Origin of the sequence: Allobaculum sp. Allo2, assembly GCF_022701175.1 — a bacterium.
In the GTDB taxonomy this organism is placed as follows: domain Bacteria; phylum Bacillota_I; class Bacilli_A; order Erysipelotrichales; family Erysipelotrichaceae; genus Allobaculum; species Allobaculum fili.
Genome location: NZ_CP078088.1, coordinates 2,073,892 through 2,099,161, shown reverse-complemented (window position 1 = coordinate 2,099,161; position 25,270 = coordinate 2,073,892). Strand labels below are relative to the sequence as shown.

Annotated in this window: 23 protein-coding genes and 7 pseudogenes; 20 read left to right on the top strand and 10 right to left on the bottom strand. The window is 51.5% G+C overall.

What is annotated here, in order from left to right:
* Nucleotides 1-373 precede the first annotated feature (373 nt).
* From infC to rplT, 3 genes and pseudogenes are all read left to right on the top strand, one after another.
* Nucleotides 374-973: a translation initiation factor IF-3 gene (gene infC, locus KWG61_RS11895; RefSeq protein ID WP_230267834.1), complete on the top strand. Its 600-nt coding sequence runs from the start codon at nucleotides 374-376 to the stop codon at nucleotides 971-973.
* A 15-nt stretch (nucleotides 974-988) separates the two neighbouring features.
* A complete protein-coding gene (gene rpmI, locus KWG61_RS11890) occupies nucleotides 989-1,183 on the top strand; it encodes a 50S ribosomal protein L35 (protein ID WP_230267835.1) in 195 nt (64 codons plus the stop codon).
* Between the two features lie 27 nt (nucleotides 1,184-1,210).
* Nucleotides 1,211-1,566: pseudogene (gene rplT / locus KWG61_RS11885) on the top strand (50S ribosomal protein L20).
* A 225-nt stretch (nucleotides 1,567-1,791) separates the two neighbouring features.
* Here the strand turns inward: rplT and KWG61_RS11880 are convergent.
* Nucleotides 1,792-2,337 carry a restriction endonuclease PLD domain-containing protein gene (locus tag KWG61_RS11880; protein ID WP_256460882.1) on the bottom strand — a complete coding sequence of 182 codons (546 nt, stop codon included), beginning with the start codon at nucleotides 2,335-2,337 and terminating at the stop codon, nucleotides 1,792-1,794.
* A gap of 309 nt (nucleotides 2,338-2,646) precedes the next feature.
* Complete coding sequence (gene tpx, locus KWG61_RS11875) at nucleotides 2,647-3,135, bottom strand: thiol peroxidase (protein WP_230267838.1); 489 nt, start codon at nucleotides 3,133-3,135, stop codon at nucleotides 2,647-2,649.
* A 355-nt stretch (nucleotides 3,136-3,490) separates the two neighbouring features.
* Between tpx and KWG61_RS11870 the strand changes: the two genes are divergently transcribed.
* Nucleotides 3,491-3,787: a hypothetical protein gene (locus KWG61_RS11870; RefSeq protein ID WP_242743931.1), complete on the top strand. Its 297-nt coding sequence runs from the start codon at nucleotides 3,491-3,493 to the stop codon at nucleotides 3,785-3,787.
* Nucleotides 3,788-3,999: 212 nt separating this feature from the next.
* Here KWG61_RS11870 and purB read toward each other — a convergent pair.
* Both purB and purC read right to left on the bottom strand, forming a co-directional pair.
* Nucleotides 4,000-5,435 (bottom strand): annotated as a pseudogene (gene purB, locus KWG61_RS17710) (adenylosuccinate lyase).
* Nucleotides 5,432-6,146, bottom strand: a pseudogene (gene purC / locus KWG61_RS11855) (phosphoribosylaminoimidazolesuccinocarboxamide synthase). Before purC ends, purB begins: the two co-directional pseudogenes overlap by 4 nt.
* A gap of 925 nt (nucleotides 6,147-7,071) precedes the next feature.
* On the opposite strand from purC, the gene purE reads away from it, so the two are divergent.
* The 10 genes and pseudogenes from purE (at nucleotide 7,072) to KWG61_RS11800 (ending at nucleotide 17,973) form a co-directional block, all read left to right on the top strand.
* A complete protein-coding gene (purE, locus tag KWG61_RS11850) occupies nucleotides 7,072-7,548 on the top strand; it encodes a 5-(carboxyamino)imidazole ribonucleotide mutase (protein WP_305138094.1) in 477 nt (158 codons plus the stop codon).
* Nucleotides 7,549-7,752: 204 nt separating this feature from the next.
* Entirely contained in the window at nucleotides 7,753-9,252 is a 1,500-nt protein-coding gene (locus tag KWG61_RS11845) for an AIR synthase-related protein (RefSeq protein WP_242743929.1), read from the top strand.
* Nucleotides 9,234-9,698: a hypothetical protein gene (locus KWG61_RS11840; RefSeq protein WP_242743928.1), complete on the top strand. Its 465-nt coding sequence runs from the start codon at nucleotides 9,234-9,236 to the stop codon at nucleotides 9,696-9,698. The genes KWG61_RS11845 and KWG61_RS11840 overlap by 19 nt, the downstream gene beginning before the upstream one ends.
* A gap of 125 nt (nucleotides 9,699-9,823) precedes the next feature.
* Nucleotides 9,824-10,441: a hypothetical protein gene (locus KWG61_RS11835; RefSeq protein WP_242743927.1), complete on the top strand. Its 618-nt coding sequence runs from the start codon at nucleotides 9,824-9,826 to the stop codon at nucleotides 10,439-10,441.
* A pseudogene (locus KWG61_RS17705) lies at nucleotides 10,438-11,258 on the top strand (phosphoribosylformylglycinamidine synthase subunit PurQ). The gene KWG61_RS11835 and the pseudogene KWG61_RS17705 overlap by 4 nt, the downstream one beginning before the upstream one ends.
* A 278-nt stretch (nucleotides 11,259-11,536) precedes the next feature.
* A complete protein-coding gene (gene purM, locus KWG61_RS11820; protein WP_230267845.1) occupies nucleotides 11,537-12,568 on the top strand; it encodes a phosphoribosylformylglycinamidine cyclo-ligase in 1,032 nt (343 codons plus the stop codon).
* On the top strand, nucleotides 12,565-13,143 hold the full coding sequence (purN, locus tag KWG61_RS11815; protein ID WP_230267846.1) for a phosphoribosylglycinamide formyltransferase: 579 nt from the start codon (nucleotides 12,565-12,567) through the stop codon (nucleotides 13,141-13,143). Before purM ends, purN begins: the two co-directional genes overlap by 4 nt.
* Before the next feature lie 85 nt (nucleotides 13,144-13,228).
* Nucleotides 13,229-14,761 carry a bifunctional phosphoribosylaminoimidazolecarboxamide formyltransferase/IMP cyclohydrolase gene (gene purH / locus KWG61_RS11810; protein WP_230267847.1) on the top strand — a complete coding sequence of 511 codons (1,533 nt, stop codon included), beginning with the start codon at nucleotides 13,229-13,231 and terminating at the stop codon, nucleotides 14,759-14,761.
* Between the two features lie 311 nt (nucleotides 14,762-15,072).
* A pseudogene (purD, locus tag KWG61_RS11805) lies at nucleotides 15,073-16,306 on the top strand (phosphoribosylamine--glycine ligase).
* Nucleotides 16,306-17,973 carry a formate--tetrahydrofolate ligase gene (locus tag KWG61_RS11800; protein WP_230267849.1) on the top strand — a complete coding sequence of 556 codons (1,668 nt, stop codon included), beginning with the start codon at nucleotides 16,306-16,308 and terminating at the stop codon, nucleotides 17,971-17,973. Before purD ends, KWG61_RS11800 begins: the two are co-directional and overlap by 1 nt.
* A 175-nt stretch (nucleotides 17,974-18,148) precedes the next feature.
* Here KWG61_RS11800 and KWG61_RS11795 read toward each other — a convergent pair whose 3' ends face one another.
* From KWG61_RS11795 to KWG61_RS11785, 3 genes and pseudogenes are all read right to left on the bottom strand, one after another.
* Complete coding sequence (locus KWG61_RS11795; protein ID WP_242743921.1) at nucleotides 18,149-18,400, bottom strand: hypothetical protein; 252 nt, start codon at nucleotides 18,398-18,400, stop codon at nucleotides 18,149-18,151.
* Nucleotides 18,401-18,783, bottom strand: a pseudogene (locus KWG61_RS11790) (MATE family efflux transporter); the annotation flags it as partial.
* Nucleotides 18,780-19,547, bottom strand: a complete 768-nt coding sequence (locus tag KWG61_RS11785; protein ID WP_242743916.1) for an MATE family efflux transporter — start codon at nucleotides 19,545-19,547, stop codon at nucleotides 18,780-18,782. The gene KWG61_RS11785 and the pseudogene KWG61_RS11790, both read right to left, overlap by 4 nt.
* A 262-nt stretch (nucleotides 19,548-19,809) precedes the next feature.
* On the opposite strand from KWG61_RS11785, the gene KWG61_RS17700 reads away from it, so the two are divergent.
* The 6 genes and pseudogenes from KWG61_RS17700 to KWG61_RS11765 all read left to right on the top strand — a co-directional run bounded on the left by KWG61_RS17700 (nucleotide 19,810) and on the right by KWG61_RS11765 (nucleotide 23,589).
* Complete coding sequence (locus KWG61_RS17700) at nucleotides 19,810-19,923, top strand: LysR family transcriptional regulator (protein ID WP_367614380.1); 114 nt, start codon at nucleotides 19,810-19,812, stop codon at nucleotides 19,921-19,923.
* Nucleotides 19,890-20,645, top strand: a complete 756-nt coding sequence (locus KWG61_RS11780) for a LysR family transcriptional regulator substrate-binding protein (protein WP_242743914.1) — start codon at nucleotides 19,890-19,892, stop codon at nucleotides 20,643-20,645. The genes KWG61_RS17700 and KWG61_RS11780 overlap by 34 nt, the downstream gene beginning before the upstream one ends.
* Before the next feature lie 310 nt (nucleotides 20,646-20,955).
* The gene (locus tag KWG61_RS11775; RefSeq protein WP_242743911.1) at nucleotides 20,956-21,285 is read left to right on the top strand and encodes a hypothetical protein; all 330 of its coding nucleotides are present in this window, start codon (nucleotides 20,956-20,958) and stop codon (nucleotides 21,283-21,285) included.
* Nucleotides 21,282-21,800, top strand: a pseudogene (locus KWG61_RS17695) (serine protease); the annotation flags it as partial. The gene KWG61_RS11775 and the pseudogene KWG61_RS17695, both read left to right, overlap by 4 nt.
* Before the next feature lie 143 nt (nucleotides 21,801-21,943).
* Nucleotides 21,944-22,360, top strand: a complete 417-nt coding sequence (locus tag KWG61_RS17690; RefSeq protein WP_367614379.1) for a hypothetical protein — start codon at nucleotides 21,944-21,946, stop codon at nucleotides 22,358-22,360.
* Between the two features lie 287 nt (nucleotides 22,361-22,647).
* Entirely contained in the window at nucleotides 22,648-23,589 is a 942-nt protein-coding gene (locus KWG61_RS11765; RefSeq protein ID WP_230267853.1) for a magnesium transporter CorA family protein, read from the top strand.
* Between the two features lie 106 nt (nucleotides 23,590-23,695).
* On the opposite strand, the gene KWG61_RS11760 is transcribed toward KWG61_RS11765, so the two are convergent.
* The 3 genes from KWG61_RS11760 to KWG61_RS11750 all read right to left on the bottom strand — a co-directional run bounded on the left by KWG61_RS11760 (nucleotide 23,696) and on the right by KWG61_RS11750 (nucleotide 25,254).
* Complete coding sequence (locus KWG61_RS11760; protein WP_242743907.1) at nucleotides 23,696-24,523, bottom strand: hypothetical protein; 828 nt, start codon at nucleotides 24,521-24,523, stop codon at nucleotides 23,696-23,698.
* Nucleotides 24,524-24,533: 10 nt separating this feature from the next.
* Nucleotides 24,534-24,677: a hypothetical protein gene (locus KWG61_RS11755; protein WP_230267855.1), complete on the bottom strand. Its 144-nt coding sequence runs from the start codon at nucleotides 24,675-24,677 to the stop codon at nucleotides 24,534-24,536.
* Between the two features lie 322 nt (nucleotides 24,678-24,999).
* Complete coding sequence (locus KWG61_RS11750; RefSeq protein WP_242743905.1) at nucleotides 25,000-25,254, bottom strand: hypothetical protein; 255 nt, start codon at nucleotides 25,252-25,254, stop codon at nucleotides 25,000-25,002.
* Nucleotides 25,255-25,270: the final 16 nt, after the last annotated feature.

Here is a 25,270-nt window from a genome sequence, read left to right as displayed (position 1 = left end):
GCGTATCTAATATTCAGTCTCGCGTATACCCGTCGATTGTTTGACACTTACGTTTTTCCTGCAAAATCTCTGAAAATCCCGTAACCGTATACAGCTGCGCTCAGCACAGAAAAGGTTTTACATAACAGAGAATTGCGATAAAATAACCGATATTGGATTTCTCGGGAGGCAGCCGCCCTTTTCTTATGGGAAAATGAGGCGCATGCTTGACACAAAAGGTCGGTTTTGATAAACTTGCCAAGTAAGAAATGGAAAGAAGAAGCCCCTTCTCACCTGATGCATACGGATGCATGGGTTAATGCCAGTTCGGAATCGATCAGAATTCGAAACCAGCAGGATTAGGGTGCGCTCTGCGCCCATTTTTTATGGATTCATGAAAGGAAGGTATTCAATTATCAATAATCGAAAAGTAGCCCCGAACAACGTAAATGACGATCTGTTCAATGAAAAGATTCCTTTCCGGGAAGTGCTTGTCATCGACGCGAAAGGAAATCAGCTGGGAGTCAAATCCAAGCGCGAAGCGCTGGAACTCGCATATCGACAGAATCTCGATCTGCTCTGCGTAGCTCCCAAAGCTCGTCCAGCCGTCTGCAAAATTCTCGACTATGGCAAATACCATTTCGAGCAGCAGAAAAAAGAAAAGGAAGCCAAACGGAAACAGCACGTGGTGGAACTCAAATCCCTCCGTCTGTCGCCTGTCGTGGATACGCACGATTTTGAAACGAAACTCCGCCAGGCTCGTAAATGGATCGAGCAGGGGATGAAAGTCAAAATTGATATGAGATTCCGCGGACGTATGATGACCCGACAGGATGTCGGACGTCAGATTATGAACGACTTTCTCGATAAAGTGAAGGATATCGCCCTTGTAGAGAAAAAGCCTTCCCTGGAAGGAAACACTATGTCTCTCGTGCTGGCTCCTCAGAAGAAGAAGCCGGCAGCGCAAGCCAGCGAGCCGAAAGAGAAACCATAAAAGGAGGAGAAAATCATGCCAAAAATGAAAAGCCACAGAGGTCTGGCCAAACGTGTGAAAAAGACCGGATCGGGAAAACTGAAAAGACATCACGCTTATACTTCTCACCGTTTCCACGGCAAGACAAAAGATCAGAGACGTCATCTGGCCAAAGCCGGAATGGTTGACGCAACTGACTACAAGCGTATCAAAGACATGCTTGTGAAGTAATTGAGGATAACAGGAGGAGAATAGAATATGCCAAGAGTAAAAGGCGGAATTGTTTCCCGCAGAAGAAGAAAAAAGTCCTTAAGCTTGCGAAAGGTTATTTTGGTAGCAAACACACTCTGTACAAAACCGCGAATGAGCAGGTAATGCACAGCTTCAAATACGCTTACAACGACCGTCGTAAACTGAAAGGCAACATGCGTAAGATCTGGATCGCTCGTATCAATGCGGCTGCACGTATGAACGATATTTCCTACTCCAGACTGATGCACGGCCTGAGACTGGCTAACATCGACATCAACCGCAAAATGCTGTCGGAAATGGCCATCCATGATGCAGAAGGCTTCGCTAAAGTAGTAGAAGAAGCTAAAGCTGCTCTCGCTTAATCGCAGAACGAAATCTCAAATTCAAGACGTCAAAGGAAATCATTCCTGAGACGTCTTTTTTGTTTGGAATGGTGAAAGCAGTGTAGGAGGAAAACCAGTTACGCGATGCTGGATGCGCTCCTATATAGGGTTCTTTCTCTGTATGGAATATTTCTCTTGCTCTGAGAGGAGTTCAAAGATAAGAGGGAGGAAACAGCCTTATCTGGACCAGGAAGGGCAGCTATACTACGTAAGCAGGGTGAGCTGCTCTGGTCGCACATCCAGAAGATTGACGGAATGGATCGGTTTAGCAAGTTCCTGAATTTCCTCTTCCAGAGATTGGAGATCCTCTGGCTTTCGCGTGGATATAGACAGCTCGTATGGCCAGTCGGCGGCAGGGAGGGGATCCAGGATGCATAAATTTCCGGAGCCGACACATGCGATGAAAGGATTTGAACCGGGCCTGGAATAAAAGCAATAGACGTTTCCAAGGTAGTCAACGGAATGAACCAGGCGAATCTCTCCAATTCCTCGCGCTTTCCATTTGACCGCCAGACGCAAAGCTTCTTCCAGAACGGCTTTCGGGGCTCCATTGTTCCAATAGGTGCGAAGAATCAGTATCACGTTTTCGATCTGGTTCTGATCTATGATGTGATCCAGCTCACGCAGACTCTCTACGGAAGCAGCATCGACCGCGATCGCCAGACCTCTGGATTTTGTTACTTCTTCGTCAAATTGCTCCCGGAATGTTTTCTTTGGCTTTTTGCGGGCATGGTTGGAGTGTTTGTATATTGCAAAGCCATAGCGATACTCCTTTCTATCGTTCAGTCCGAAATTTCTCTATGCTGCTGGGCAGATGGATTGTGTACGCGAATCGGACTGCTTATATTTTTCTCCAGCTGCTGATCCGTAAGACATATCCGTTACAGGGTTATGCAGCAGAACATATCTTCAGTTTTGGCTGCAATACGAAAAAATCAACTCCCTCCCTGGATTCCGCGAAAAACAGCTGCATCCAGAGAGACCAAATAAAAAAGCGGAATGAGATCCGCTTTTTGTACGCCAGTAAGGCATTAGAAATTGCTGAGAAGGGAAGCGCGCTTACTGCAGGCCAGCAGCTTCGAGCAGAGCCACATAATCCGGTTCGTTTGCGACTTCGGAGACGTATTCGTCATAGATGATCTTTCCGTTTTCGTCGACTACGAATGCTGCGCGGCAGAGCAGACCGTTCTCTTTCATCTTCGTGCCGGTCTTGGCACTGAAGTCTTCAAGATGGAAGTTCGAGAGCGTTTCGATCCGATCGTTTTCATGATCGCGGTTCCATCTGGCGAGCGCGAAGGGAAGATCCTGAGAGACGGAGATCACGCGGACCTCAGGTTTTCCATTCATGAAGTGAAGGAACTTGCCCAGCTCGAGCGAGCAGACGGGTGTATCGATGGATGGTACCGCAAGCACGATGGTCTTGCCAGACTTGCTCATGGGTTCAACTTCGTTGAAGTCGGCATCGAGCGCTTTGAATGACGGGAAGGTATCGCCGGTTTTGATCGGCGTGCCCTCGAGTGTAACCGGTTTAGAGCCAAAGGTAATCATAGATCCTCCTGTATTTAAAAATATAACTATTATATTTTCCCAGAAAATTGTATGAAAATCAGAAGATTGCCCTAATAAGTTGTGATTTCATAGAATTTTGTGTGGAATACAATCTTTAATGATTTAAATAATAAGCGTAAAATTAAGATTACAGCAAGCTGAATGTATAGTCACACGTATGAAAAGGTAAGCTCTTATTTTTGGGCAAATCATTTCATCTCTGCACTATAGTTCAGTATACTGTGGTTTTTAACGGCTCAGAAGAAGACCCTCCTCGCTCTTCTTGGCAAAAAAGATAAAGGAATAAGGAAGTAACCGCTATGAACAAGATTCTCTCCAAAAGGAATTCGAAATTATGATGACCATGTGGCAGCTGGATAAACCAGCTTCGTTCAGCGATATTCTTGAGGCGAACCCGAACCTGAACCGGAATACACTGCTCGCCGCCATCCGGCGTCTGATCAGTGAAGGAATTCTGCGCGTAGATGGTTTTGATTACCACAAGAATTCCCTGACACGCCTCTTCGTCCCCGTAGTATCGATGTACGACTATTTCGCACAGTTCATGAGTCCGACCCAGAAGGAAGGCATGATCGGCTATCTCAAGGAATCGCTCGAACCTGGTCAGGTTTCCGCGAAAGCGCAGAGATAAGGGCAGCCGCGAAATTCGTCCACATAAATTTCGGCCCAACCCCACACACTCAGAACCACGTGAATACACACAAAAACACCGGAACAATCCTGAAGGATCTGGCGCAGGCCAGATTCTAGGAGGGATGCTCCGGTGTTTCCTTTATACGTTAGTGTTTTTGTGCCAGGTGATTTTAAGTCTGAGATTTCGCGCAGATCCGAACGATCCTTCGATCAGACATTGATCTCGGCATCGAGCTGTTCGGCTTCCGGATGCTTAGCGAGAATTGGATCGACGACGTTCTTGAAGAACTCTTCGGTCTGTTCCGGCGCACGTCCAACGTAGAGGGAAGGATTCATGCGGGCTTCGAGTTCGTCCATCGTCAGCGGGAAACGATCGTCTGCCGCAATGCGTTCGAGCAGATCGTTTTCACGGCCGAATTCCTTAACCTGACGAGCGGCTTCCATGGAATGAACACGGATAGCTTCGTGCAGTTCCTGACGGTCGCCTCCGGCTTTTACCGCATCCATCATGATGTTCTCGGTCGCCATGAACGGCAGCTCGCGGCGCAAGTCAGCTTCAACGACTTTCGGATAAACGACCAGACCGTCGGTGATGTTCAGGTAGAGGTCGAGAATGCCATCGGTGGCCAGGAACGCTTCGGCTACGGCGATGCGCTTGTTGGCGGAATCGTCGAGCGTACGTTCGAACCACTGTGTAGAAGCAGTAATAGCTGGGTTCATCGTATCCGCAAGAACGTAGTTGGCCAGGGCAGCCATGCGCTCGCTGCGCATCGGGTTGCGTTTGTAGGCCATGGCGGAAGAACCGATCTGACCTTTTTCAAAAGGCTCTTCCATTTCTTTCTTATGCTGGAGAAGACGCAGGTCATTGGAGAACTTGTGCGCGGACTGCGCTACGCCAGAGAGCGCCTGCAGCACGCGGGTATCGTATTTTCTCGGATAGGTTTGACCGCTTACCGCAAACCAGTCATCGTAGCCCATCTTCTTGCAGATCAGCTCATCGATGCGGGCGGCTTTTTGGAATCGCCGTCAAACAGTTCCAGGAAGGAAGCCTGTGTACCGGTCGTTCCTTTCTGACCGAGCAGTTTCTTATGTTCGAGCAGCCAGGTGATCTCTTCGTAGTCCATGACGAGATCCTGGGCCCATAAGGAAGCGCGCTTGCCGATGGTCGTCGGCTGTGCGGGCTGGAAATGCGTAAAGGCAAGCGCCGGCATGTCCTTGTATTCCAGGGCGAATTTTTTAAGACGGGCAAGAACCGCCGCAATTTTGGCCTGAATGAGTTCGAGGCCTTCATGCATGACGATCAGATCCGTGTTGTCGCCGACGTAGCAGCTGGTAGCGCCCAGGTGAATGATTCCCTTGGCTTCCGGAGCCTGCAGACCGTAGGCGTAGACGTGAGACATGACGTCGTGGCGAACGATTTTCTCACGGGCCTTGGCATCTTCGTAGTTGATGTCCTTAGCGTGTTCTTTAAGCTGAGCGATCTGCTCATCGGTAATATCGAGACCGAGTTCCTGTTCGGCTTCGGCAAGAGCGATCCAGAGCTTTCTCCACGTCTGGAATTTCTTTTCTTCGGAAAAGAGATATTTCATTTCCGGCGATGCGTAGCGCTGGGAAAGCGGGGACTGGTATTCTGTATGGCTGCTCATTCGGCGTCAAACCCCATGCGTTTGAAGACTTCCTGATAAGCGCCTTCCGGATTGCCAAGGTCGCGGCGGAACGTATCCTTATCGAGATGTGCGCCGGTCTTCATATCCCAGTAGCGGCATGTATCCGGAGAGATTTCGTCGGCCAGAACGATCTGTCCGTCTTTTGTTTTACCGAATTCAAGTTTGAAGTCGATGAGTTCGATGCCGATGGAGGCAAAGAATTCTTTCAGCACTTCGTTGACCTGGAATGCGTACTTGGTGATGGTTTCGATTTCTTCCTCTGTTGCAGCTCCGATGGCGCGGGCCATGTAGGAGTTGATCAGCGGATCGCCCAGATCGTCGTCCTTGTAGCTGAATTCAAGGGTGGAACATTTCAGTTCGCTGCCTTCCGGGATGCCCAGACGCTTGGAGAACGAGCCGGCAGCTTTGTTGCGGATAATGACTTCGAGAGGGATGATATCCACTTTCTTTACAACCGTTTTGCGGTCGTCGATTTCTTCGACAAGATGAGTGGGAACGCCTTTGGTTTCCAGAATCTTCATCAGGTAGTTCGTCATGCGGTTGTTGATGGCGCCTTTGCCTTTGATCGTTCCTTTTTCAGACCGTTGAACGCGGTCGCATCGTCCTTATAGTCGACGATGACCAGATCGGGATCCTCACAGGCATACACTTTTTTGCTTTGCCCTCATAGAGCATTTCTTTTTCTTCCATAGTTCCTCCTTAACAAACGCCTACATTATAGCCGGCCCCCATCTTCTTTCAACCAAACCCTGTTTGGATTGGCCGGACCGTTTCCATTTTTCATTCATTTCCCATTACCCGCAAAGGAATGAAACGATTTCATGAAAGTTGTATGGAAAAATTTCAGTACGAAATTCAGTACGAAATTCAGTAAAAGACCGATGTGCCTTTCCTCTCTCTGCTATCCGGTTTTGCGCATTTGGAATCTGGCTTTGAAATATTGGTAAAGGAGGGAACAGGCGGCAAAACCGGTAAACCGCATCCATATGTGTTTTATGTCTATTCGATATTCTTTCCAGATTTTCGGATCTTCCCGATCACTTTCTGGATTTTCCCGATCTCTTCTGTGCCTTCTCTATATTCTGAACGGTATTTCTGAGCTGGTCTTTAAAACCTTTTGCAGGATGTCTGGTATACGGCCTGTTCCAGGAATGGCGTACGGCCGATTCAGCCGGTTCACAAAAAAATCGCCCGTCTGGGCCAATGGAAGTGCTGCGGCTTCTGTCGAATCTTTTCTGAGGGTGTCGATAAAGCGGAGGTGTCCGGGAAGAAAACCGGTGTGGAAAGAAAAACGCACGGCTATGAAAATATTTTCATAAAAAACGTAAGCGGTATATTTTTGGATCAAATGTAGGGATTTCAGTTTTTTGCCCGAATTCTCCCTGTTTTGCCGGCTGGCCCAATCAGATGCCGTTGAAAAGAATTTTCCTTTTGCATACCATAACCTCGCAAGGGGTCACCCCATGCGGCTTTTGGAGGATTAAGGTTATGGTCATGACTTTAGTGAACAAAAGTAAAAACGAAAACGCTATTTTCAGCATGCCGCTCAAACAAACCCGGCATGCTTTTTCATTGCCCACAGGGGCGGGAGGAAATGTATGAACGATAAAAAGTCCTGGTTGTCATGGGAAGCCGTTCGGATCTGCCTGTCATGCAGGCGTGTCTGGATCAGCTCAAGGCACTGGAAATCCCGTACGAAGTCCGCGTACTTTCTGCACATCGTACGCCGGATGCGGTTCTCGAGCTGTCGCGCACAGCGGCTGAGAAGGGAATTCAGGTCATTATTGCTGCTGCAGGCGGTGCCGCGCATTTAGCCGGCGTACTCGCCAGCTCGACCATTCTGCCGGTCATCGGCATTCCGATGCAGACTTCGGCATTAGGCGGCATGGACTCGCTGCTGTCCACCGTTCAGATGCCGGCCGGCGTTCCGGTTGCTACGGTTGCCATCGGTAAAGCCGGGGCGAAAAACGCGGCTGTGCTCGCTGGACAGATGCTGGCGCTGGCCGATCCGAAAATGGCCGAAATCATCACCCGCTTCAAGGAAGAGCAGAAAGCCACTGTGCTCGCTGGATCCGTTCTGGAGGAAGAATAAAGAAATGAATACCCGCCGATTTATTCGCAAAAACCGGCTTTTCAGGTCGAAAGCCGGTCGCTGGAAGAAACGCTGCGCACCGATCTCGGTCTGCGCGACGATTTCCATCTCGATCAGTACGTCATTTACGACATTTTCAATGCCGATGACGACGATCTCGCCCTTCTCGAAGGTCAGGTTATTGCTGAACCGGCAATCGACGAAGTGCTCGATCATGTCGATACCGAAGGCAAGTACACGCTGGCCATGGAATATCTGCCCGGTCAGTATGACCAGCGTGCCGATTCCGCCATGCAGTGTCTGATGCTGCTCAACAGCCGTCAGGATGTACGCATTCACTCCGGAACGCTGCTCGTCATGGAAAACCTCGACGACAAGCAGGCAGAAGAAATTGAAGCCTACATGATCAACCCGGTCGAAGCCCGCAGGAAGAACATGGATGTGCTCGATGACTCCCAGAGCATCGACATTCAGGACGTACCGACCGTTGAAGGCTTTACCAAAATGAGCGAAGAAGAACTCGAGGGTCTGCGCGAATCGCTTGGTCTGGCCATGTCGCTCGAAGATCTCGTTTTCGTTCAGTCCTATTTTAAAGAGGAGGAAAAACGCGATCCGTCCCTGACGGAAATCCGCGTTCTTGATACGTACTGGTCCGATCATTGCCGCCATACGACATTTGAAACCATTCTTCAGTCGGTCGATTTCAAAAACGATACGTTTGGAAAACAGATTGAAGACGCGTGGAACCAGTATCTGGATCTGCGTGCCGAAACCGGACGGGAAGAAAAGCCGATTACGCTGATGGATCTCGCTACCATCGCCGGCCGTACGCTGCGCAAGCGCGGCAAGCTCGACGATCAGGAAGTGAGCGATGAAATCAACGCCTGCTCCATTGAAATCGAAGTCGACGTCAACGGAACGAAACAGCCCTGGCTGCTCATGTTCAAAAACGAAACCCATAACCACCCGACCGAAATCGAACCGTTCGGCGGCGCCAGCACCTGCATCGGCGGCGCGATCCGCGACCCGCTCTCCGGACGCAGCTACGTTTATCAGGCCGTCCGCATTACCGGTGCCGGCGATGTTACCGCACCGCTTGCTGATACGCTCGAACACAAGCTGCCGCAGTCCAAAATTTCCAAAACCGCGGCCAAAGGCTATTCCTCCTACGGAAACCAGATCGGTCTGGCGACCACCTACGTTGAAGAACTGTTTGATCCCGGCTATACCGCCAAGCGCATGGAAGTCGGCGGTGTCATCGGTGCCGCCCCGAAAAATCATGTCAAACGCGAAAAGCCGCAGCCGGGCGATGTGATCATTTACATCGGCGGCGCAACCGGGCGCGACGGCATCGGCGGCGCGACCGGATCTTCCAAAGAACACAATGACCAGTCTCTGGATACATGCTCGTCCGAAGTACAGAAGGGCAACGCGCTTATGGAGCGCAAGCTGCAGCGTCTGTTTTCCAATCCGGATGCGACCCGTCTGATCAAGAAAGCCAATGACTTTGGCGCCGGCGGTGTTTCCGTCGCAGTCGGCGAACTGGCTGACGGCCTCGATATTGATCTCGATGCGGTACCTGTAAAATACGCCGGCCTCGACGGCACAGAACTGGCGATTTCCGAAAGTCAGGAGCGCATGGCCGTCTGCATTGCTGCCGAAGATAAAGAAGCCTTCCTGAAAGAATGCGAAAGGAAAACCTGAACGCCGTTCAGGTCGCCACCGTAACCGATACAAACCGCCTCGTTATGAAATGGCGAGGCGATACGATCGTCGATCTCGACCGTTCCTTCCTCGATACCAACGGTGTCCGTCAGAAAGTTGATGTCACCATTCTCGAAGGCGAAAGCGAATGCAATCCATTCGTTTCCAGTGAGAAAACGCTTGATGAAGCGCTCGCCGAAGACAATACCGCAAACCAGCGCGGTCTTTCCGAAATGTTCGATGCTTCGATCGGCAAGAGCACCGTGCTCATGCCGTTTGGCGGAAAGACGCAGCACACTCCGGAAATCGGTTCCGTACAGAAACTGCCGGTACGCGGATTTACGACAACGTGCTCAGCGATGACCTACGGTTTTGATCCGAAGCTTTCCGCTTCTCGCCATGGCTTGGCGCGCAGTACTCCGTTGTCGAAGCCCTCGCCCGTCTGAGCGCGCTCGGCTTTGATCCGCTCACTGCCCGTCTGTCCAATCAGGAATACTTTGAACGTCTCGGTTTCGATCCAGACAAATGGGGCTATCCGCTGCAGGCGCTGCTCGGTCTGGTCAAAGCCGAAATGGAATTTGAAACGCCGGCCATCGGCGGCAAGGACTCGATGAGCGGTACGTTCAACGATATTCACGTTCCGCCCACGCTGATCACATTCGCCACAGCCGTTACCGATACCGATCATGTGATCTCTTCCGCCTTTAAGGAGCCGGGTCATCTGATTTATCTGGTTCGTCATATTCCTGAAAAGGACGGCAGCCCGAACTACGAACAGCTCAAGCACAATTTCGCCTCCATTCAGGAAGAAAACGAAAACGGCCATATCGCTGCAGCCCGCATCGTCAAGGATGGCGGTGTCGGGGCCGCTCTGGCGATCATGGCGTTTGGCAACGAAATCGGCGTCAATGCCAGTGTCGACGATCCGTTTGGATTTGGCATCGGCTCGATTGTTGTCGAAACGACGGAAGACATCGACCGCGACAACTGGATTCTTTTAGGCCATACGACCAAAGCCCAGGACATCACGCTCAATGAAAAACGGAAAGCCTCGCGCAGGCCTATGCCGCCTGGAGCGAACGCTACGCCCGTCTCTATCCGACTGAAGCGCCCGCCAGAACAGAAAAAGACGCACAGAAAGCCAAAGCCGTTTCAACCTATTCTTCTGAGAAGCGCTATTCCAAAGTGAAATACGATAAACCGCTCGTTGTCATTCCGGTCTTCCCAGGACAGAACTGCGAATTCGATACCGCGGAAAAATTCCGCCGCGCCGGTGCGGAAGTGCAGACGATCGTCTTCAACAACCTGGATGTCGATCACATTAACGAATCGATCGACATGCTGGCCAAAGCCATTGAAAAGGCGCAGATCTTCATGATCGTCGGCGGCTTCTCGCTGGCCGATGAACCGGACGGCTCCGGCAAGTTCATCGTTTCCGTTCTCAAAAACGAAAAATCAAAAACGCGCTCGATACGATGCGTGCCAGCGAAGGTCTGATTCTCGGCATCTGCAACGGATTCCAGGCGCTCGTCAAATCCGGTCTGCTTCCGTTTGGCGATCTGAACAAAAACGGCGAAGAGCTCGCTACGCTTTTCCGCAACGACATCAACCGCCACGTTTCCCGCGTTGCGCGCACCCGCATCACCTCGAATAATTCTCCGTGGCTGCAGGATTTCGATGCCGGCGACACGTTCTCGATCGTGCTCAGCCATGGCGAAGGCAAATTCATGGCCGACCCTGAACTGCTGCAGGAGATGATCGACAACCACCAGATCGCGACGCAGTACGTTGATGAAAACGGCGAACCGTCCATGAATGTGGAAGACAACCTCAACGGATCAATGCTCGCCATCGAAGGCGTCCTTTCCAAAGACGGCATGATCTTCGGAAAGATGGGCCACAGCGAACGCTACGAACCGGGTCTGTTCCAGAACATTTCCGGAAACCGCGATCAGGACATCTTCGCCAGCGGCGTCCGGTTCTTCACCCATAAGGAAAAAGACTAGCCCTCCGCTGCAAACCTCGCTTGCGATAATCCACATAAAAATAGAAAGAAAAGCTGCTGTCCTGCAGATTGCAGAATGCGTGCCTGTCCGATTTGAACCCGGATATCCGACATCGCAAACTGCGATCCCTGGCCGGCGGCTGGCCTGCCCTCCTGTCCGGCTGACCAAAGCGATCCATCCGAGCGATCGTCTTCTGGAGGAAATCCCGGACAGAGTAACCAGAAAAATTTCAACAACGAAACATTCCTTCCTCACGGAATAAAGAAAGGAAAATGAAAATGGCTGATCAATATAAAGAAGCCGGCGTCGATCTCGAAGCTGGCTACGACAGTGTCCGCCGCATCAAATCCCATGTTGCCCGCACGAAAGTGCCTGGCGCCATGGATTCCATCGGTGCGTTTGGCGGCATGTTTGACTTAAAGGCAGCCGGGTTCAAGGACCCGGTGCTCGTATCCGGAACCGACGGCGTTGGCACCAAGCTGATGATGGCCTTCGAAATGGATAAGCACGACACCATCGGCATCGATGCGGTTGCGATGTGCGTCAACGACGTACTCGTCCAGCAGGCGTCCCCGCTGTTCTTCCTCGACTACATCGCGGTAGGCAAAAACTATCCGGAAGTCATCGAAAGCATCGTCAAGGGCGTAGCCGACGGCTGTGAGCTTTCCGACTGCGCGCTGATCGGCGGCGAAACCGCCGAAATGCCGGACATGTATGACATTCATCATTACGACATTGCCGGCTTCTGCGTCGGCGCAGCCGATCGTGAAAACCTGCTGACCAATACGAAAGTCAAAGCCGGCGATATCCTGATCGGACTGCCGTCTTCCGGCATTCACTCCAACGGCTTCTCGCTCGTTCGTAAAGTGCTGTTCAAGGACAACCACCTCGATCCGCACGAAAGCTTTGAAGAACTGGGCGGAAGAAAGCTCGGCGACGTACTTCTGGAACCGACCCGCATTTACGTCAAGCCGGTCAAGGCGCTCTTTGGCAAAGCGGATCTGCACGGCATGGCTCACATTACCGGCGGCGGATTCTTTGAAAACATTCCGAGAATGCTTCCCGAAGGCCTTGGCGTTTCCATCGATCTCAATTCGTTTGAACGTCCGGCCATCTTTGACTTCATTGCGAAGCGCTCGACCATTTCCGAGCAGGAACTGTACAACGTCTTCAACATGGGCATCGGCTTTGTGATCGCCGCTCCAGAAGAAGAAAAGGACAAAATTCTTTCCATCCTGGCTGAGCACGATCAGCCGGCGTATGAGATCGGCGAAGTGACGGATTCCGGAAAGGTTGAACTCCACCGATGAACGCCGTCGTGTTCGCTTCCGGATCGGGCACAAACTTTGAAGCCCTGATGGAAGCACAGAAGGACGGCCGCCTCGATGTGAAAATCGACGCGCTGTTTTGCGACAAGCCCGGCGCCTATGCGCTCGAGCGCGCGAAAAACTGGAATCTGCCGTCCAAATGCATCGCCTTAAAGGACTGCGAAAATAAAGCCGACTACGAACGACAGATTTTAGACTGGCTCAAAACGTACAATCCGGATCTGCTCATTTTGTCCGGCTACATGAAAATCGTCTCCGATACGCTGCTAGGCGCATATAAAGGCCGCATCGTCAATCTGCATCCGGCGCTGCTTCCCAGTTTCAAAGGGGCGCACGCCATTCAGGATGCCTATGAAGCCAAAGCGAAAGTGACCGGCGTTACGGTGCACTTCATTGATGAAGGCGTCGATACCGGTCCGGTGATCTTGCAGAAGGAAGTGCCGGTCAATCCAGACTGGTCCTTGGAAGAGCTGGAAACCGCCGTGCACGCTGCGGAATACGAGACGTTTTATAAAGGCATTAACGAGGCCGTAAAGATTCTTTCGGCAAAAGACTGAGTCTTCGAATAGAAATTCACAAAAATTCAGGACAGAAGCGACTGTCCTGAACAGAGATTGATTCGAGAAAAATAAAGGAGAAAAAATGAAACGAGCACTGATCAGCGTTTCGGACAAAACCGGTCTGACCGATTTTGCCCAGGGATTAAAAGATCTTGGCTACGAGATCATTTCCACCGGTGGAACCCGTCGGACTCTTGAAAATGCGGGCATCGAAACCATTTCGATTTCCGATGTCACCGGCTTTCCGGAAATTATGGACGGCCGTGTTAAAACCCTGCATCCCGCCGTTCACGGCGCCCTGCTTTGCGTACGCGACAATCCGGAACATGTCAAAGCCATCCGCGATCTTGGCATTGAAGACATCGATTTAGTCTGCGTCAATCTGTACCCCTTTAAGGAAACGGTACAGAAAGAAGGCGTAAGCCATGCCGAAATCATCGAAAACATCGACATCGGCGGTCCAAGCATGCTGCGCTCCGCATCCAAGAACTACCGCTTCATTCCGGTTCTCTGCGATCCAGCCGACTACGACAAAGTTCTCAATGAACTGAAGGAAAACGGCGAAACGACGCTCGATACCCGTGAAAAGCTCGCGGCCAAAGTATTCCGTCACACTGCACGCTACGATGCGATGATCGCTGACTACCTGACTTCACGTACCGGTGAAGAATTCCCGGAAAGCATGACGATCACCTTCGATAAAGTGCAGGATCTGCGCTACGGCGAAAACCCGCACCAGAAGGCCGCCTTCTACAAAGGCATGAAGCCGCAGTATTCGCTGGCCAACGCGAAACAGCTGCACGGCAAGGAACTTTCCTACAACAACATCCAGGACGGTAACGCAGCCATCGAAGTTCTCAAGGATTTCGAAGGCCAGAAAGCGGCAGTCGGCCTGAAACATATGAACCCCTGCGGTGTCGGCATCGGCGCCACGATCAACGAAGCGTGGGATAAAGCCTACGATGCGGACCCGGTTTCCATCTTCGGCGGCATTGTCGCGCTCAACGACGTAGTCGATGCGGAACTTGCAGACAAACTGTCCAAAATCTTCCTGGAAATCATCATTGCACCGGGCTTTACGGATGAAGCCATGGAAATTCTGACTCGCAAGAAAAACATCCGTCTGCTTGAACTCGACACCACCCTCGAGCCCAGCAACACCCTCAAGTACACGAACGTCAACGACGGTCTGCTCGTTCAGGAAATGGATACCCATCGCCTGCGCGTTGAAGATCTGACATGCCCGACAACCCGTAAACCGACCGAAGAAGAACTCGAACAGCTCCTCTTTGGCTGGAACATCGTAAAGCACGTGAAATCCAACGCGATCGTTCTCGTCAAGGACAACCAGACGATCGGCGTCGGTGCCGGACAGATGAACCGTGTCGGCGCGGCGAAAATCGCCATCGAACAGGCCGGCGAAAAGGCGAAAGGTTCCGTTATGGCTTCCGATGCCTTCTTCCCGATGCCCGATACCGTGGAAGAAGCGGTAAAAGCCGGCGTGACCGCCATCATTCAGCCGGGCGGATCCATCAAGGATCAGCTGAGCATCGACGAATGCAACCAGCACGGCATCGCGATGGTCTTCACCGGCATCCGTCACTTCAAGCACTAATCTTTACTCAACTTAGGATTCACAAAGACAGACCGGGCCAGACGAGGATTTGATCGCGGCCTGCTGCCTTTACCATTTACACAGGGAACTGAAGCGTTCAGCTCCCTGTGTCTCTCATTCTGGCCGTCTTCCATCGTCTTTCCGGACAAATTTCCAAAGCGAAACCGGGAGAAAACCAGAGGTGAGAAGAGAGTCTCCAGAACAGAGTGTCTGATCTGAATGAAAACCAGACCGTCCCGCGTTCTGGCGGAGCGGTTAAAATGAAAACTTATCTGCAGTTTCTGCAGATCCTGCTAATATGAGGTGATTTTATGAAAGTACTCGTCATTGGAACCGGCGGAAGAGAGCACGCGCTCGCTCTGGCCGCTTCCAAATCGCCGCTTTGCGAAAAACTGTACTGCGCACCGGGCAATCCGGGCATGGGACAGATCGGCGAAAACGTGAACATCAAAGCCGATGACGTAAAAGGACTCGCGGACTTTGCGCAAAATAACGGCATCGATCTGACCATTGTCGGCCCCGAAAATACGCTGGCTGCCGGCCTGGCGGATGAATTCCTCGCCCGCAATCTCAAAGTGTTTGGACCGACCCAGGGCGCAGCCCAGGTGGAATCGTCCAAGGACTTTGCCAAGTCGCTGATGAAAAATACGATATCCCGACAGCGGCGTACGAAACGTTCCACGATCTTGAATCCGCGAAAGCCTACGTGCTCGAACACGGCGCCCCAATCGTCATTAAGGAAAACGGTCTGAAAGCCGGCAAAGGCGTGACCGTAGCCATGAATATCGAAGATGCGCTTGAAGCGCTGGAGATCGCCTTTGCGATCGAAGACAATGCAGTCGTTATTGAAGACTATCTCGAAGGCTTTGAGTTTTCCCTGATCGCCCTGGTTAACGGCGATCTCGTCGTTCCGCTCGAATGCGCGCAGGACCACAAGCGCGTAGGCGACAACGATACCGGTCCGAACACCGGCGGCATGGGCAGCTATTCTCCGGTCCGCAAAATTACGCCGGAGCTCGTCAACACCACGATGGAAGCGATCATGAAGCCGATGGCCAAAGCGCTGCAGGCCGAAGGCGTTCCGTTTACCGGCTTTCTGTACGGCGGTCTGATGGTTACCGAAGACGGCATCAAGACAATCGAATTCAACGCCCGCTTCGGCGATCCGGAAGCCGAAGTCATTCTCTGCCGCCTGGAAAGCGACTTCCTTCAGGCGATTCTCGATGTTATGGATGGCAGAAAACCGGAACTGAAATGGACCGACAAAACGAGCCATGGTGTCGTTCTGGCCTCCACCGGCTATCCGGCTTCGTCCACCAAAGGCGCCTTGATTGAAGGCCTCGAAGATACCGATTCTCTGATTTACCACATGGGAACGAAAGGAGAAGACGGAAACCTGTACACCAACGGCGGCCGCGTACTCATGCTCGTCAACCTCGCGGATACGCTCGAAGAGGCCATGGAAAAACGTACGCGGACTTGAAACATGTGAAATCCGATGCGCTGTTCTATCGAAACGATATCGGAAGAAAGGATCTGGACTAATGGCTAAAAGCGATCTGGAAATTGCACAGGAATGCGTCCTGGAACCGATTGATGTCATTGCCGCAAAAGCGGACATCGATCTCGATGCAATTGAACCGTATGGAAAAACGAAAGGAAAAATCGATCTGAATACGCTCGATCTTTCCCAAAATAAAGACGGCAAGCTCATTCTCGTTACCGCCATCAACCCGACGAAAGCCGGCGAAGGCAAATCCACCACGACCGTCGGTCTTGGCGATGCCCTCAATCGTTTAGGCAAGAAAACGATGATCGCCCTGCGCGAACCGTCCTTAGGTCCGGTTTTCGGTCTGAAAGGCGGCGCGGCTGGCGGCGGCTATGCTCAGGTTGTTCCAATGGAAGATCTGAACCTGCACTTTACCGGCGACATGCATGCGATCACGACCGCGAACAACCTGCTTTGCGCGATGATCGACAACCATATGTATCAGGGCAACGAACTCGATCTCGACAAGGATCGCATTACGTTCAAGCGCTGCCTCGACATGAATGACCGCACCCTGCGCGAAATTGAAATCGGCATGGGTTCCAAAGTCAACGGCATCGAACGCAAGGACGGTTTCAACATTACTGTTGCCTCCGAAATCATGGCCGCGCTCTGTCTGGCGGACGATCTGATGGATCTGAAAAAGCGCTTTGGCGACATGCTCATCGGCTTCAACCATTCCGGCGATCCGGTCTATGTCCGTGATCTGAAGTGTGAAGGCGCCATGGCTATGGTCATGAAAGACGCCGTGAAGCCAAACCTCGTACAGACGCTCGAACACAACCCGGTTCTCGTTCATGGCGGCCCGTTCGCGAATATCGCTCACGGATGCAACTCCGTTATCGCAACGAAAACGGCGCTGAAACTGGCTGATTACGTCGTAACCGAAGCCGGATTTGGCGCGGATCTCGGCGCGGAAAAGTTCCTCGATATCAAGTGCCGTCTGGCCGATCTTCATCCAAACGCCGTTGTTCTTGTTGCTACGATCCGTGCTCTTAAGCAGCATGGCGGCGTAGCCTTTGAAGATCTCAAGGAAGAAAACATTCCGGCTATGCTGGAAGGCTGTGCCAACCTGGCTAAGCACATCGACACGATCCATCAGTTTGGACTGCCGTGCATTGTCGCCATCAACCAGTTCGAATCCGATACGCCGGCTGAAATTGCGGCACTCGAAGCATGGTGCAACGAAAACGGTCATCCGCTCTCCCTTTCCCAGGTATGGGCCAAAGGCGGCGAAGGCGCGCTCGATCTGGCCGAAAAGGTAGTGGATCTCTGCGATCAGGAAAACGACTTCCACGTACTTTACGACGAAAAGGATTCGATCGAAAACAAGATCACGACCATCGCACAAAAAGTGTATGGCGCCGATCATGTCGAATTCACCGACGAAGCCAAAGCGCAGATCGAAGAATTCAAGAAATACGGCTGGGACAAGCTGCCCGTCTGCATGGCCAAGACGCAGATGTCTCTGACCGACGATCCTAAACGCATGGGCGCACCGAAAGGCTTTGCTATTACCGTGCGTGAGTTGCGTCCGTCTCTGGGCGCCGGATTTGTGGTTGCTCTGACGGGCAAGGTTCTGACGATGCCGGGTTTGCCGCCGCATCCAAGCGCGCTCGATATGGACATCGACGAAAACGGCAAGATCAAAGGGCTGTTCTAAGCCAAATAATTCTCGCAGCCTAACGAAGATACGAAACTGGATCGAGGAAACCGATCCTCGATGAAATCGATCTTCGAAGGGACCAAGAATTCAAATTCAATACGCAAAAGAAAATGCAGTTTCGACGGACGCAAAATCCGCGAAACTGCATTTTTCGTTTGGAAGAAAACCTGCCTCACTCAATCGCCAGCTCGGTTTCGGTCGCTTCGATTTCGTCTTCGAGGGTATCGTTTCCTTCTTCGTACTTACCGTGTTTAAACCAGGGCCCATTGCGGTAAAAGAGCAGGGAAAGAACGGCACCGGCCGACCAGCCAAACGGCCACGCCAGCCAGATGCCGGTTGAACCGAGAGCGGTGGCGGAAAGAATGAGTGCCAGACCGACGCGCAAAATCAGATCCGCAAACGTGGAAATCATGAATTTTCCCATCTGGCCCGCTCCGCGTAAAATGCCGTCGGCGACGAGCTTGGCGGAAACGATGAAGTAGAACGGAGAAAGAATGCGTAAAATTTCGATGCCCGTCTGCATCGCTTCGCCGTTTGGATGCTGGAGAAAGAGCAGAAGCAGCCGGTCGCCGATGAAAAAGTACGCCAGAAAGAGGGAAGGCAGATGCCCCAGACTAGACGAAGCCCGGCGTTGAAGCCGGCGCGAATGCGATGAAGCTTGTTTGCGCCGATGTTTTGCGCCGTATAGTTGGAAATACCGTTGGCAAGCGTCGTCAGAGAGGTGATGACCAGATTGTTCAGCTTGATCGAAGCGCTGTAGCCGGCCATGACACTGGCGCCAAACCCGTTGATCGCGCCCTGAATCACGATGTTGCCGACCGAAATGAAGCTTTGCTGGAGGATGCTTGGAATGGCGATGACGGAAATCTGCTGAAGAATGCGCCAGGAAAAGAAGGGGCTTTTCCCGAATGAGGAAGTGTATGAAGCCGCTTGAAGACATATACAATGGCGAGCACGCAGCTGACACCCTGGCAGATCAGCGTCGCCCAGGCCACACCGGCTACGCCCATGTCAAAGGCCGTTACAGACAAAATATCGACGGCGATGTTGCTTAAGGAAGAACCGGCCAGAAAAAGAAACGGCGTTTTGGAATCGCCCAGCGCCGAGAAAATGCCGGTCGCAACATTGTAGTAAAAGACAAAGGGAAGACTCAGGCAGTAAATGTCGAGATACACCATGGAATCGGCCATGACGCTTTGCGGCGTGTTGATCAGCTCGAGCAGAAACTGACAGCCGACAAAACCGATCAGCATGAGTACCGCACAAAGCACGCCGCTGGCGGCAATCGTTGTCGTGACAGCCGTTTTTAAATCCCGGTACTGCTTCGAGCCGAACAGACGGGAGACGACGACCGAGCAGCCGATATTGCATCCGAACGCGAACGCGATGAAAATGAGCGTGATTTCGTAGCTGTTGCCGACTGCGGCCAGCGCGTTTTCGCCAATAAATCGTCCGGCGACAAAACTGTCGGCGATATTGTAAAGCTGCTGAAACAGAATGCTTCCAAACAGGGGAAGACAGAACTGCCAGAGCACTTTCGACGGTTTTCCGACCGTCAGATCCTTGTTCATACGTTTCAATTCCTTTCTTTCCATACCTTTCTTAAAGGATTTTTCAAACCCGTTACTCATTATCCAGAAGAAAAGCCATATGTAAAATATTGTATTGATATTCAAGCCATATCAAATTGATATGGTTTATGAAATAGAAAGCCAGTCGGGAGAAAAAGCCATGACCAAAAGAAACCCAGACGTTCAGAACCGTCTGAAAAAGAAAAAATGCGGTGAATTTTGAGTATTATCGGATTTTTACTGCGTCGCCAGATATTCCAGTCTGACCAGAGCGGCTGAACATCTTTTCAGCAATCAGCCAAACGTTTCGCGCGTCATAAAATCGCTCGAACAAAGTCTTGGATGCGATCTTTTATCCGCTTTCATAAAGGCGTAAAACTCACCCCCGAGGGAGAACGGCTGTATGCGCATGTCAGAATTGCGATGGAACACATTCAGGCAGCCCAGAACGAACTGCAGGAAATGAGCGCGCTGCAAGCCGGCGCCGTTTCGATTGCGGCCAGCGAAGTGGCCCTTCGCTGTCTGCTCCTTCCGGTTTTAAATGCCTTTCGCTCGCGCTATCCGCAAATCCAGATTCGAATTTCTAATCATACGACGCCGCAGGCACTGTCCGCCTTAGAAAACGGATTCGCGGATCTGGCGGTCATCACCAGCCCATGCCATCCGGCCAGTCAGATCGAATGGGTCCGTCTGCGCGACTTTCAGGACTGTGCCGTCTGTTCGAAAAAACTGGCCAGATCGATCGAACAGCCGCTTTCTATTTCGGATCTGAGCCAGATGCCTCTCATTGTACTGGGCAGCGAGACGGCTACCCGGCAGTTTTACGAAGAGGTGTTTGCCCAATACGATCTGCATCTGAATCCCGATATTGAAGTGGCGGCAACCGATCAGATTTTGCCGGTGGTGCGCAATCATCTTGGCGTCGGCTTTGTGCCGCAGGAATTTCTTAGCGAAGAGGCACAGACGGGAGATCTCTGTACGCTCTCGCTGGTCGAAACGATTCCGCCGCGCTCCATTTATCTGGCCAGAAACCGGGATGTCCCGATGAGTCGGGCCGCCAGGGCTCTCGAAAAAATGATTCTGGATCTGCGCGAATAAACAAATATTCATGATGTGAAAAATAAAAACGAATGGATGCATTTGAACCTTCCGATTCAGTTTTTGTCTCATTTCATCAGATTTCCCAGGGATTGTGAAAAAGTTGTTCCATTAGTGTTACCATGGCCATAACTTATACCGAATCTATATAAATACACCGACAGACTGAACCAGACGGCTTGCGTTCTTTTTCGATTCGAACGTACGATTTGGATTTGTATTTGTCACAGCTTTGGATTTGGGGAAAGAAGGCAGAAGGGCAATCCTGCCGCCTTTCTGAGAAGCAAAATTATGAACAGGAGAAAAAGAGATGAAACGCAGTAAAACCCTGAGCGCTGTATTGAGCGCATCGCTTTGCGCCCTGCTGCCGGCAGCTCCAATTCTGGCTGCAGAATCCGACGTGGATACGCGTCCGGCAGAAACGGTGAACCAGATTGGCTCCAGCCGCCGTGCCAGAACGAAAAACACCTTCGAGTTTATTCGCCCGAAAACGTTTGAAAAGGAAACCCGCGAGGGCAGTGACATTCTGCTCGAACGGCTCCCGCTTTCCGAACGCAAAAAGCCAGCTGGATCGATGACCGCACGACAGTCAGCGATACGACACAGTTTCCGTACAATGCCATCTGCAAGCTGTACATGACCTTTGAAAACGCCCATGGCGAAGAAGAATACTTTGTGGGCAGCGGCTACATGGTTTCCCCGACCGAAATGATGACATGCGCCCATTGCCTGTTTGCCCGACCGGAAGAAGGCGGCTATGGTATTGTAACCCGTCTGGTTGTGGAGCCGGCGGTCAATGGAGACTTTTATCCGTTCGCCCGCTACGATTCCGACGAGGAAGTCTCCCGCTATTCGATGCCCGCGCTGTATCAGGATCCGTCCACGAGTGAAGAAGACTCCTTCATTTACGATTTTGCGCTCGTGCAGTTTCCTTCGCCGCTGACCGACGGATCCTTTATCCGTTTGAATTCCCCATCGGGAACAGGTCCCGTTCACGTGTCCGGCTATCCTGCAGAAGTTCGAGGCGTTTCCAATGAGACAAACCAGTATGAAGACTGGGGAACCTATTCGTACATGGACGGCCCGTTCCTGGAACATGACACATCCGCCAGCGGCGGACAGAGCGGTTCGCCAATGCTCAATCGCCGCGATGAAGCCGTAGGCGTATACGGCTACAGCTACGAAGATCGGATCACCGGTGAACAGTCCGGAATCGGCGGCGGTGTGGCGATGACGCTGTCCGTTCTCGATTATGCGGACCATGCTTTAGAAAACGAAGACGGCACGGGGATAACTTCATTGAAACGCCGGTTTACCGCGTATACAATCCAAACTCCGGCGAACACCTCTATACGAAGAGCGCCAACGAAACCGCGTTCCTTTCCCGCGTCGGCTGGACGTATGAAGGGGTTGCCTGGAGAAATGCGGAAGGCGAAAATCTCACCGAAGTATACCGTCTCTACAACCCGAATGTCGGCGACCATCATTACACGGTCGATCAGAATGAAGCCAGGTTCCTCGTTTCTGTCGGCTGGAGAAACGAAGGCGTAATCTGGAGTGCTCCGCAGGCCAGCGACGCGTTCCAGAACGTATATCGTCTGTATAACCCGAACGCAAGAACCGGCGCACACCATTTCACCACCGATCAGAACGAATACAGCTTCCTTTCCAATAACGGATGGAAAGCTGAAGGCAAAGCGTTCGACGCCAGGTAAGCTTTCCCAGAATTTCCGTTCTTTTCGGAAGATTCCTGCTTTCCACCCGAAAAACAGCGAGCTCAGACCCAGTCGGTCCGGGCTCGTTTTCATTCTGGAAAGAACAGCCAGTCCGACTCGTGTACGGTACCTGAGCCGCGTTTTGAAAACCTTCCGGAATTCGGATTTCTGAGTGTTGAAAACGAGTATACGAATTCCTCTCGCTAAGATAAAAGAACAGAGCGTAATCATTTGCAGGTTCGTACTGCGGCTTTGTATAGGGGATAAGAAAGAAGCGAGATGAGAAAATGATTCAGTATTTTAAAACGTCAGGATCCGGAACGCTGGAAGAAATCGATCAGCCGGTTCGCGGATGCTGGATCAGCGTAGTGAGCCCGACTCAAGTAGAAAAACAGCGCCTTCTGGATGAGTTCCTTATTCTTCCGGAGTTTTTGCGCGCGGCTTTAGATGAAGAAGAATCGTCCTATATCGACCGTTCTGAAGACGACAATCAGACGCTGGTCATTATTGACTATCCCGAAAAGGATCAGACGACACGCAAAAGCATTGAAACGTATATCACGCTGCCGATGGGCGTCGTCCTGCTCGACAAAATGATCATGACGATTTCGACGCGGGAAAACTCGACGATTGAATCCCTGATTCAGGGAAAGGTGAAAGATCTCGATACCCGTTATAAAACGCGGTTTCTTCTGCAGCTCATCCTTCTGATTTCACAGGAGTATTTAAGCGCGCTGCGTCTGATCGACCGCTTCAGCAACCAGACGGAACAGAAGCTGTATAAGCACATGAGTAATTCGAATCTGATCGACATGCTCGTTCTTGAAAAGAGTCTGATCTATTTTTCGACATCCTTAAAAGCGCTCGAGCAGACGCTGCGGCGCATTCTTCGATCGCGACAGATTCCGATGTATGAATCCGATCGCGGCCTTCTCGATGATGTTCTGATCGAGGTTAAGCAGGGCATTGAAATGTGCGAGATTTACTCGGATGTCATGGATCGCAGCGCGGACGGCTTTACCAACGTCATCAACAACAACATGAACATCATCATGAAGCGGCTGACCGTGATCACGCTCGTCCTGTCCATCCCGAATATGGTCTACGGCTTTTACGGCATGAATGTTACAGGCCTGCCCTGGCCGATGGCCTGGGTACCGCTGCTCATTTCGATTCTTCTCTGCCTGTTTGCGTGGCTCTATTTCCGTCACAATTCCAGCTATAAATGAGTCCGGCATTTTCATGAATTTATGCCGTTAAAAAGGGAAGTCCTTCTGGGCTTCCTTCGTGCGTTTATCGTCTTTTTCGTGGTGTGAAATCGTTCGATCCAAAGTTTCAGAGAGGGCGATTTCTGTATCGCAACCGGACGGCTTTTTTACTGTGCAGCCTTTTCCATGTCCAGTTTCTGATCCTGATAGAGAGAATTCGAAAGAATTTCCGTTTTTCCCCGGCAAACGCCTTTGCGGCGTCCAGATCGTCCTGCAGCTGCGCCATCAGCCAGGCGGTGACGTATCCGTCCGCTTTATACAGGATGTCCCCGTGCGGCGTATCGACACGGCGCATCATGACTTTCTGTCCGGGAAGTTTTGCATAAATTTCTTCAAGCTGCTCCTTGTTTACGACAGGATCATCGCCTCCGCCTGCACCGCTGATGAGCAGAGTCGGAATAGGAACCAGAGATGGATCGTACGCCCATTCGAGATTTTCCGCCAGTTCCAGATTGGTCGGCGAAAGCGCGACGATCGTTTTGAAAACGTCATGATGAGGCTGAACGCTCGCCGCATTCATGGCGCCGACACCGCCCTGGGAATGACCGACCGCGCCGATCCGGTCGAAATCGACTTTGTGATAAAAGACGCTGTTCTGATCGCCGATCTTTTCGTTTTCGTCCAGCCGCTCCAGATGACGCAGGGCCATTTCAGCGCTACATCCATTCCACGAATACGCTTCTTCGCTGCCGATGACGATAAATCCCCAGGAGGCGTAATGTTGCGCGATCGCCGCATAACGGGAAAGCGGTACGCCCGTCCCGTTACAAAGAACGACAACCGGCCAGGTACGATCGCTCGTTTCCAGTTCTGCGGGATAGAAAATTTCGTATTTTGAAAAGTTCTGCAGGGCGTGATCTTCCTGCTTTTTCACCGCATACGGGCCATTTTTCATGTATTTGGATTCAATGACGCCTTCGACCTGTGCTTGAATAGTCTGCAGGAACGGCACGGCGCGTCTGCAGCCATTTAAAGCTCATCGCAAGCACAAGGCCAAGGACGATCAGCACGATCAGGACAATCGAAAGAATTTTCCAGTAATTTCTCATAGCTTCTCCACAATATTTTTCCTATCCTATCACTATCCAAAAGAGAGTCTTCTTCCATAACGAAAGAGAAAGATAAGCGGGTTTGAATGTCAATTCGTCTTTCCTCTGGCGGGAAAATATCGCCATCCTCATGATGTGTTTTTCAGCTGTAAAGAAACGATCGCATAAGAAAAGCAGAGTCCGCCTTGGATAATTCCAAGAGGCATGGACTCTGCTTCATTTTTTGTTCCGAATGGAGACTTTACTTCGCCATCAGAAAAAGACAGGTCTGGGACGCAGGGATCTGCGATCCAGTCATCAGCTTTATCTGGTTTCAATCGGCTTACTTCAGGCCGTCCAGCTTTTTGGAGTCGGGTGTAAAGCGAAGGGCAAGCAGGGACGCATGAAGGGCTTTGGCCTGCGCGTTGATGTGCGCCTGATCGAGCGCCTTGTTGACAAGGGCTTTAGCACTGGCAAGATCCTGCGCGAACGTGCCTTTGGATGCATCCGTTACTTCATTCAGATCAATCGTTTCAGCCGTTTTGATCAGCAGATTGAGCTGAGTGTAGTCCAGGACAGCCGGCGTTTCGCCGAGCATGGCCAGACGCGCATTG

Coding starts and splice junctions, on each gene's coding strand:
- KWG61_RS11780 (WP_242743914.1), top strand. CDS start 19,890: ATGCGATCTTTTATCCGCTTTCATAAAGGCGTAAAACTCACCCCCGAG.
- rpmI (WP_230267835.1), top strand. CDS start 989: ATGCCAAAAATGAAAAGCCACAGAGGTCTGGCCAAACGTGTGAAAAAG.
- KWG61_RS11870 (WP_242743931.1), top strand. CDS start 3,491: ATGATGACCATGTGGCAGCTGGATAAACCAGCTTCGTTCAGCGATATT.
- infC (WP_230267834.1), top strand. CDS start 374: ATGAAAGGAAGGTATTCAATTATCAATAATCGAAAAGTAGCCCCGAAC.
- purM (WP_230267845.1), top strand. CDS start 11,537: ATGGCTGATCAATATAAAGAAGCCGGCGTCGATCTCGAAGCTGGCTAC.
- KWG61_RS11760 (WP_242743907.1), bottom strand. CDS start 24,523: ATGAAAAATGGCCCGTATGCGGTGAAAAAGCAGGAAGATCACGCCCTG.
- KWG61_RS11800 (WP_230267849.1), top strand. CDS start 16,306: ATGGCTAAAAGCGATCTGGAAATTGCACAGGAATGCGTCCTGGAACCG.
- purN (WP_230267846.1), top strand. CDS start 12,565: ATGAACGCCGTCGTGTTCGCTTCCGGATCGGGCACAAACTTTGAAGCC.
- KWG61_RS11840 (WP_242743928.1), top strand. CDS start 9,234: ATGCGAAAGGAAAACCTGAACGCCGTTCAGGTCGCCACCGTAACCGAT.
- KWG61_RS11785 (WP_242743916.1), bottom strand. CDS start 19,547: ATGAACAAGGATCTGACGGTCGGAAAACCGTCGAAAGTGCTCTGGCAG.
- KWG61_RS11775 (WP_242743911.1), top strand. CDS start 20,956: ATGAAACGCAGTAAAACCCTGAGCGCTGTATTGAGCGCATCGCTTTGC.
- KWG61_RS11795 (WP_242743921.1), bottom strand. CDS start 18,400: ATGGGAAAATTCATGATTTCCACGTTTGCGGATCTGATTTTGCGCGTC.
- KWG61_RS11755 (WP_230267855.1), bottom strand. CDS start 24,677: ATGAGAAATTACTGGAAAATTCTTTCGATTGTCCTGATCGTGCTGATC.
- KWG61_RS11835 (WP_242743927.1), top strand. CDS start 9,824: ATGGAATTTGAAACGCCGGCCATCGGCGGCAAGGACTCGATGAGCGGT.
- KWG61_RS11750 (WP_242743905.1), bottom strand. CDS start 25,254: ATGCTCGGCGAAACGCCGGCTGTCCTGGACTACACTCAGCTCAATCTG.
- KWG61_RS11765 (WP_230267853.1), top strand. CDS start 22,648: ATGATTCAGTATTTTAAAACGTCAGGATCCGGAACGCTGGAAGAAATC.
- tpx (WP_230267838.1), bottom strand. CDS start 3,135: ATGATTACCTTTGGCTCTAAACCGGTTACACTCGAGGGCACGCCGATC.
- purH (WP_230267847.1), top strand. CDS start 13,229: ATGAAACGAGCACTGATCAGCGTTTCGGACAAAACCGGTCTGACCGAT.